Consider the following 4,990-nt stretch of genomic DNA (forward strand, 5'->3'; position numbering starts at 1 on the left):
GATTGCAGCGGTCAGCGTTGTTTTACCATGGTCAACGTGGCCGATAGTACCGACGTTAACGTGCGGTTTTGTACGTTCAAATTTTTCTTTAGACATCGATTGTCCCTCTAAGACACGGATAAATCGGTGGTATCACCACATCAACCAAGCAATAGCTTGCTGAATTCATTAACAGAAAGAAAATCAGGAGGAGGAAAAGGAAGTGGTGCTGATAGGCAGATTCGAACTGCCGACCTCACCCTTACCAAGGGTGCGCTCTACCAACTGAGCTATATCAGCACATCTTGGAGCGGGCAGTGGGAATCGAACCCACATCATCAGCTTGGAAGGCTGAGGTAATAGCCATTATACGATGCCCGCATCCTGGAACTCGGCTACCTGATTTTTCTGTAGATTGTAAAATCCGAGAAATAAAAATTTATAAACCCCGATTTTATCGACCCGGTTAAACCTTGCTACCGCATCGAACATCCTGTCGCCAGGATTGAATTTGGTGGTGGGGGAAGGATTCGAACCTTCGAAGTCTGTGACGGCAGATTTACAGTCTGCTCCCTTTGGCCGCTCGGGAACCCCACCTGATTATGTACTTGATGGTGCCGGCTGCCGGAATCGAACTGGCGACCTACTGATTACAAGTCAGTTGCTCTACCTACTGAGCTAAGCCGGCTTCAAGTGCTGCGCATTCTAGGTAGACATAACGAACGATGCAACAAAAAAATTGCGTAAAATGCACTATCGCCTAGATTTTATCCAAATTTGACCATGAATCCCAATTCCCGGCAAGAATTAGTGCAAAGAACCACCAATTTATAATGCGATACGCGTAATTATTCATTAAATTTGCCCGCATTTAGTTGCACAAAAATAGAACTTTTCCCCTTTTTGGGGCAGGCATTGTACCGATCGATGGCGTTTTGCATGATTTTTATAGGAAATAAATTTGGAACGAATTTTGCTTTTTTAAAGCCAGAAACTTTCATCGAACAGGCAAAAATAGAATGAAATTAATTCAACTCGATGCGACAACCTTACCGCATTACCATGAAGAACTTGCCAATTTACTGATAGATGCTGTAGAAAAAGGCGCCTCTGTTGGCTATTGCTCCCCGTTATCGTACAAAGAAGCCGTAACATATTTTCATCGCTTGCAAACAACTTTAGCCAACGGTGAACGTATGTTATGGATAGCGCATGATGCCGAAGGCGTGACCGGGAGTGTGCAGTTAGAGCTCTGCCAAAAGGCAAATGGGAAGAACAGAGCGGAAATTCAGAAATTATTGGTTCATAGCCGTGCCAGACGAATAGGGATCGGCCGACAGCTTATTCAGTTATTAGAGAAAAGCGCGTTCCTCCAGAAAAGGGGACTGCTTTATTTAGACACTCAAACAGGCTCCTCCGCAGAAATGTTCTATCGTGCTCTGGGGTATCTTCATTTGGGAGATTTGCCAGACTACGCCTGTACGCCTGACGGCTGCTACCATCCAACAGCCATCTATTACAAACGCCTTTTCGCAGTGAATAGCTTAGATAACGTATAACCCGTTAGTGGGGCCTACATACAATGCTCAGACCCAGAAGTATCGGGTATTAAATGGATTTTTTCTTCTTTTTTCTATCTGCAAAGTGTTAACCTGCCTGCTATCAAAAATTTATTACACAAAGAAAAGGCGCCACGAGCATAGCGTTGGCTATATTAATAGCCCACTTTACTTCGCTGAGCGAAAAGTCCCTTTTCTTACCTGTTAAGCAGGCAGAACACGACTTATGAGCAATAGAGAGCAATCTTTGGCTACGCCATACTTACAGTTCAACCGCAACCAATGGGCCGCTTTGCGCAATTCTGTCCCGTTAACACTGACAGAAGAAGAGATCGTTAAACTCAAAGGGATTAACGAGGATCTTTCGTTAGACGAAGTCGCAGAAATTTATCTGCCATTGTCACGTTTACTTAATTTCTATATCAGTTCTAATTTACGCCGCCAGGCGGTGCTTGAGCAATTTTTAGGCACTGATGGCCAGAAAATTCCTTACGTCATTGGTATTGCGGGCAGTGTTGCTGTAGGAAAAAGTACCACAGCCCGTGTACTTCAGGCACTGCTAAGTCGCTGGCCAGAACATCGTAGTGTAGAATTGATAACAACCGATGGATTCCTTCATCCAAATAAGGTGCTAAAAGAACGCGACCTGATGAAGAAAAAAGGCTTCCCGCAATCTTATGATATGCACAGCCTGGTGAAATTTGTTTCTGATATCAAATCAGGAGCCCACAATGTGACGGCTCCAACTTATTCCCACCTAACGTATGATATCGTTCCTAATCACCATCAAATCTTAGAACAGCCTGATATTCTCATCTTGGAAGGGCTAAATGTTTTACAGAGCGGAATGGATTATCCCCATGATCCACATAGAGTTTTTGTTTCCGACTTTGTGGATTTTTCTATTTATGTCGATGCACCAGAAACACTATTACAAACCTGGTACATAAATCGTTTTCTGAAATTTAGACAGGGCGCGTTCTCAAATCCTAATTCGTATTTCCATAATTATTCCAAGTTGACCGAAGAAGAAGCTATCGGTATAGCATCACAATTATGGAAAGAAATTAATGGCCTAAATCTAAAAGAGAATATTTTACCTACGCGAGAAAGGGCCAGCCTTATTATGACAAAAAGCGCTAATCACGCCGTAGAATATGTCCGACTAAGAAAGTAAATGACATTTTTAGGGGGCCGCCCCCCTTTTTTTATGCCCCTCGAAGTGATATCTCACCGCCGATGTAGGATGTTATCACGCCATCGTTTTCTAATAGTAATGCCCCCTGGCGATCAACTCCTCGATCGATGCCATATATTTCACGATTACCAATAATTAAGCGTACCGGGCGGTTAAAATAATTATCTAATCGTTCCCATCTGGGAATGAACGGGTCTAGTCCCTGCTGTTCGAAAACAGCTAAAGCCCCCCTCAATTCAGCAATCAGTGTTGCAGCAAGTGTATTACGATTAATTGTGACACCCGCTTCTTGAAGGTTTATCCAGCCTTGATTAATTGTATCTGCGGTAGGCCCTCTCATACACAAATTCACACCGGCACCAATCACTAAATTAGCCGCATCGCCTGTTTTCCCTGTTAATTCAACTAGAATACCAGCCAGTTTCCTGTCCTTGAGATAGAGATCGTTAGGCCATTTTACTCGTACGCCCCCTGCACCGAGTTTATGTAGTACTTCGGCCATTACGATACCAATAACCAGACTAACGCCCACTGCCGCTGCCGGTCCTTGTTCCAAGCGCCAATATAGCGATAAGTATAAATTCGCCCCAAAAGGTGAAAACCATTGCCGCCCACGGCGGCCACGCCCCGATTGCTGATATTCAGCGAGACAAGCATCACCGGAGGATAACGTATCCAGTCGTTCTAAAATATACTGATTAGTAGAATCAACGACAGGTAAAACCGTCACTCCACCTTCCGGTAGATGTTTGAGGATAACTTCCTCATCTAATAACTGCATAGGCGCCGGCAAAGAATATCCTTTACCTGTTACGGTAAATACATCTATTCCCCAATCTCGTATCGTTTGAATATGTTTATTAATCGCCGCTCGACTCATCCCCATCATTTCACCCAGTAATTCACCGGAATAAAATTCACCATCAGAGAGAATCTTAATTAATTTAAGAGGAACAGTAATATCTTTCATGATAGTACCTCGATGGCATTGACCTCTCCCTGAGCAGCAATGAAGCGGACTTCAGGCTCCAAATATATACAAAATTTCTCAGCAACCTGATTACGAACATAGCGAGCTAATTCGACAATATCCGAGCTTTTGGCGTTATTTTTATTGATCAAAACCAATGCCTGTTTCTCGTGAACCGCAGCGCCACCAAGCTGAAATCCTTTGAGCTTGCATTGATCGATTAACCATCCAGCTGCCAATTTAACGCTGCCATCAGCTTGCATGTACTGCGGTGCATTCGGATACTCCCGTAAAATCTGTTCAGCATGCTGTTGTGTAATTATCGGATTTTTGAAAAAGCTTCCCGCATTACCCATCGTTTTAGGGTCTGGAAGTTTACTTCGGCGCATATGACAAACGGAATCAAATATTTGTTGCGGCGTAACGATTGTGGGATCAAATTTTACCAGGTCGCCATAGTTTAGTACGGGGCTCCACTCTTTTTTCAGATAAAGCCCCACGGCCGTAATAGCAAACCCAGAACGATATTGATGTTTAAATATGCTTTCACGATAGCCGAATTTACACGCTTCAGCGGTAAGGCGTATGGTTTTGCCTTTAGCCAAATCGAGCAACTCAACGTAATCACAAACATGTTGTAGCTCAATGCCGTAAGCGCCAATATTCTGTATCGGTGCGGATCCTACACATCCAGGAATTAACGCCAGGTTTTCTAACCCAGCAATGCCACGCTTGAGTGTATATTCAACGAATTGATGCCAGTTCTCACCAGCACCGACATGAAGGTACCAGCCATCACTTTCTTCTCGAACATCTATACCTTTGAGCCGATTTAACAAAACTGTGCCTGAAAAATCTTCCAGAAAAAGAACATTACTCCCTTCCCCTAGCAACAAGACAGGCTCTTGTGATGCACTGGCAACGCGCCATCCTTCAATCAATTTATCCTGTGTATCCGCTACCCTAAGACAAGATGCAGAAACAGATAATGAGAAAGAATTATGAGACTTCAATGAAATAACGCTTGGCACCATGATAAAAATACCTACTAATTCGGATATCACATAGTCTACCCGATCTACGTAAGATACTGGCGGTCTTTTACCACAGAGACACAACAGCCCCTTTCCCTGCACTCCACGCATAGCAAAAAGCCCCTATCTTACGACAGAGGCTTTCCACTTGTTTTATGCCTGGCAGTTCCCTACTCTCACATGGGGAGACCCCACACTACCATCGGCGCTACGGCGTTTCACTACTGAGTTCGGCATGGGGTCAGGTGGG

At 44.0% G+C, this 4,990-nt stretch carries 5 protein-coding genes, 4 tRNA genes and 1 rRNA gene; 2 read left to right on the plus strand and 8 right to left on the minus strand.

The annotated features are described in order from the left end of the window. From EDC54_RS17695 to EDC54_RS17715, 5 genes are all read right to left on the minus strand, one after another. Positions 1-96 (minus strand): GTP-binding protein (locus EDC54_RS17695; protein WP_001967706.1); only part of this gene is annotated, 96 nt, incomplete at its 3' end. A 107-nt stretch (positions 97-203) separates the two neighbouring features. After that, a tRNA-Thr gene (locus tag EDC54_RS17700) sits at positions 204-279 on the minus strand. Positions 280-285: 6 nt separating this feature from the next. After that, a tRNA-Gly gene (locus EDC54_RS17705) sits at positions 286-360 on the minus strand. Between the two features lie 131 nt (positions 361-491). Then, positions 492-576, minus strand: a tRNA-Tyr gene (locus EDC54_RS17710). Between the two features lie 15 nt (positions 577-591). Next, positions 592-667 (minus strand) — tRNA-Thr (locus EDC54_RS17715). Positions 668-998: 331 nt separating this feature from the next. Here EDC54_RS17715 and EDC54_RS17720 point away from each other — a divergent pair. Together EDC54_RS17720 and coaA are read left to right on the plus strand one after the other, a co-directional pair. Next, positions 999-1,538, plus strand: a complete 540-nt coding sequence (locus tag EDC54_RS17720; protein ID WP_132459459.1) for a GNAT family N-acetyltransferase — start codon at positions 999-1,001, stop codon at positions 1,536-1,538. A 226-nt stretch (positions 1,539-1,764) separates the two neighbouring features. Then, entirely contained in the window at positions 1,765-2,715 is a 951-nt protein-coding gene (coaA, locus tag EDC54_RS17725; protein WP_132459460.1) for a type I pantothenate kinase, read from the plus strand. A gap of 31 nt (positions 2,716-2,746) precedes the next feature. On the opposite strand, the gene birA is transcribed toward coaA, so the two are convergent. The 3 genes from birA to rrf all read right to left on the minus strand — a co-directional run. Next, positions 2,747-3,706 carry a bifunctional biotin--[acetyl-CoA-carboxylase] ligase/biotin operon repressor BirA gene (gene birA, locus EDC54_RS17730; protein WP_132459461.1) on the minus strand — a complete coding sequence of 320 codons (960 nt, stop codon included), beginning with the start codon at positions 3,704-3,706 and terminating at the stop codon, positions 2,747-2,749. Continuing rightward, positions 3,703-4,740, minus strand: a complete 1,038-nt coding sequence (gene murB, locus EDC54_RS17735; RefSeq protein ID WP_132459462.1) for a UDP-N-acetylmuramate dehydrogenase — start codon at positions 4,738-4,740, stop codon at positions 3,703-3,705. The genes birA and murB overlap by 4 nt, the downstream gene beginning before the upstream one ends. A gap of 157 nt (positions 4,741-4,897) precedes the next feature. Beyond that, positions 4,898-4,990 (minus strand): 5S ribosomal RNA (gene rrf, locus EDC54_RS17740); the annotation flags it as partial.

The sequence above is a fragment of the Samsonia erythrinae genome, from assembly GCF_004342665.1.
Lineage (GTDB): Bacteria > Pseudomonadota > Gammaproteobacteria > Enterobacterales > Enterobacteriaceae > Samsonia > Samsonia erythrinae.

Coding starts and splice junctions, on each gene's coding strand:
- birA (WP_132459461.1), bottom strand. CDS start 3,706: ATGAAAGATATTACTGTTCCTCTTAAATTAATTAAGATTCTCTCTGAT.
- murB (WP_132459462.1), bottom strand. CDS start 4,740: ATGGTGCCAAGCGTTATTTCATTGAAGTCTCATAATTCTTTCTCATTA.
- EDC54_RS17720 (WP_132459459.1), top strand. CDS start 999: ATGAAATTAATTCAACTCGATGCGACAACCTTACCGCATTACCATGAA.
- coaA (WP_132459460.1), top strand. CDS start 1,765: ATGAGCAATAGAGAGCAATCTTTGGCTACGCCATACTTACAGTTCAAC.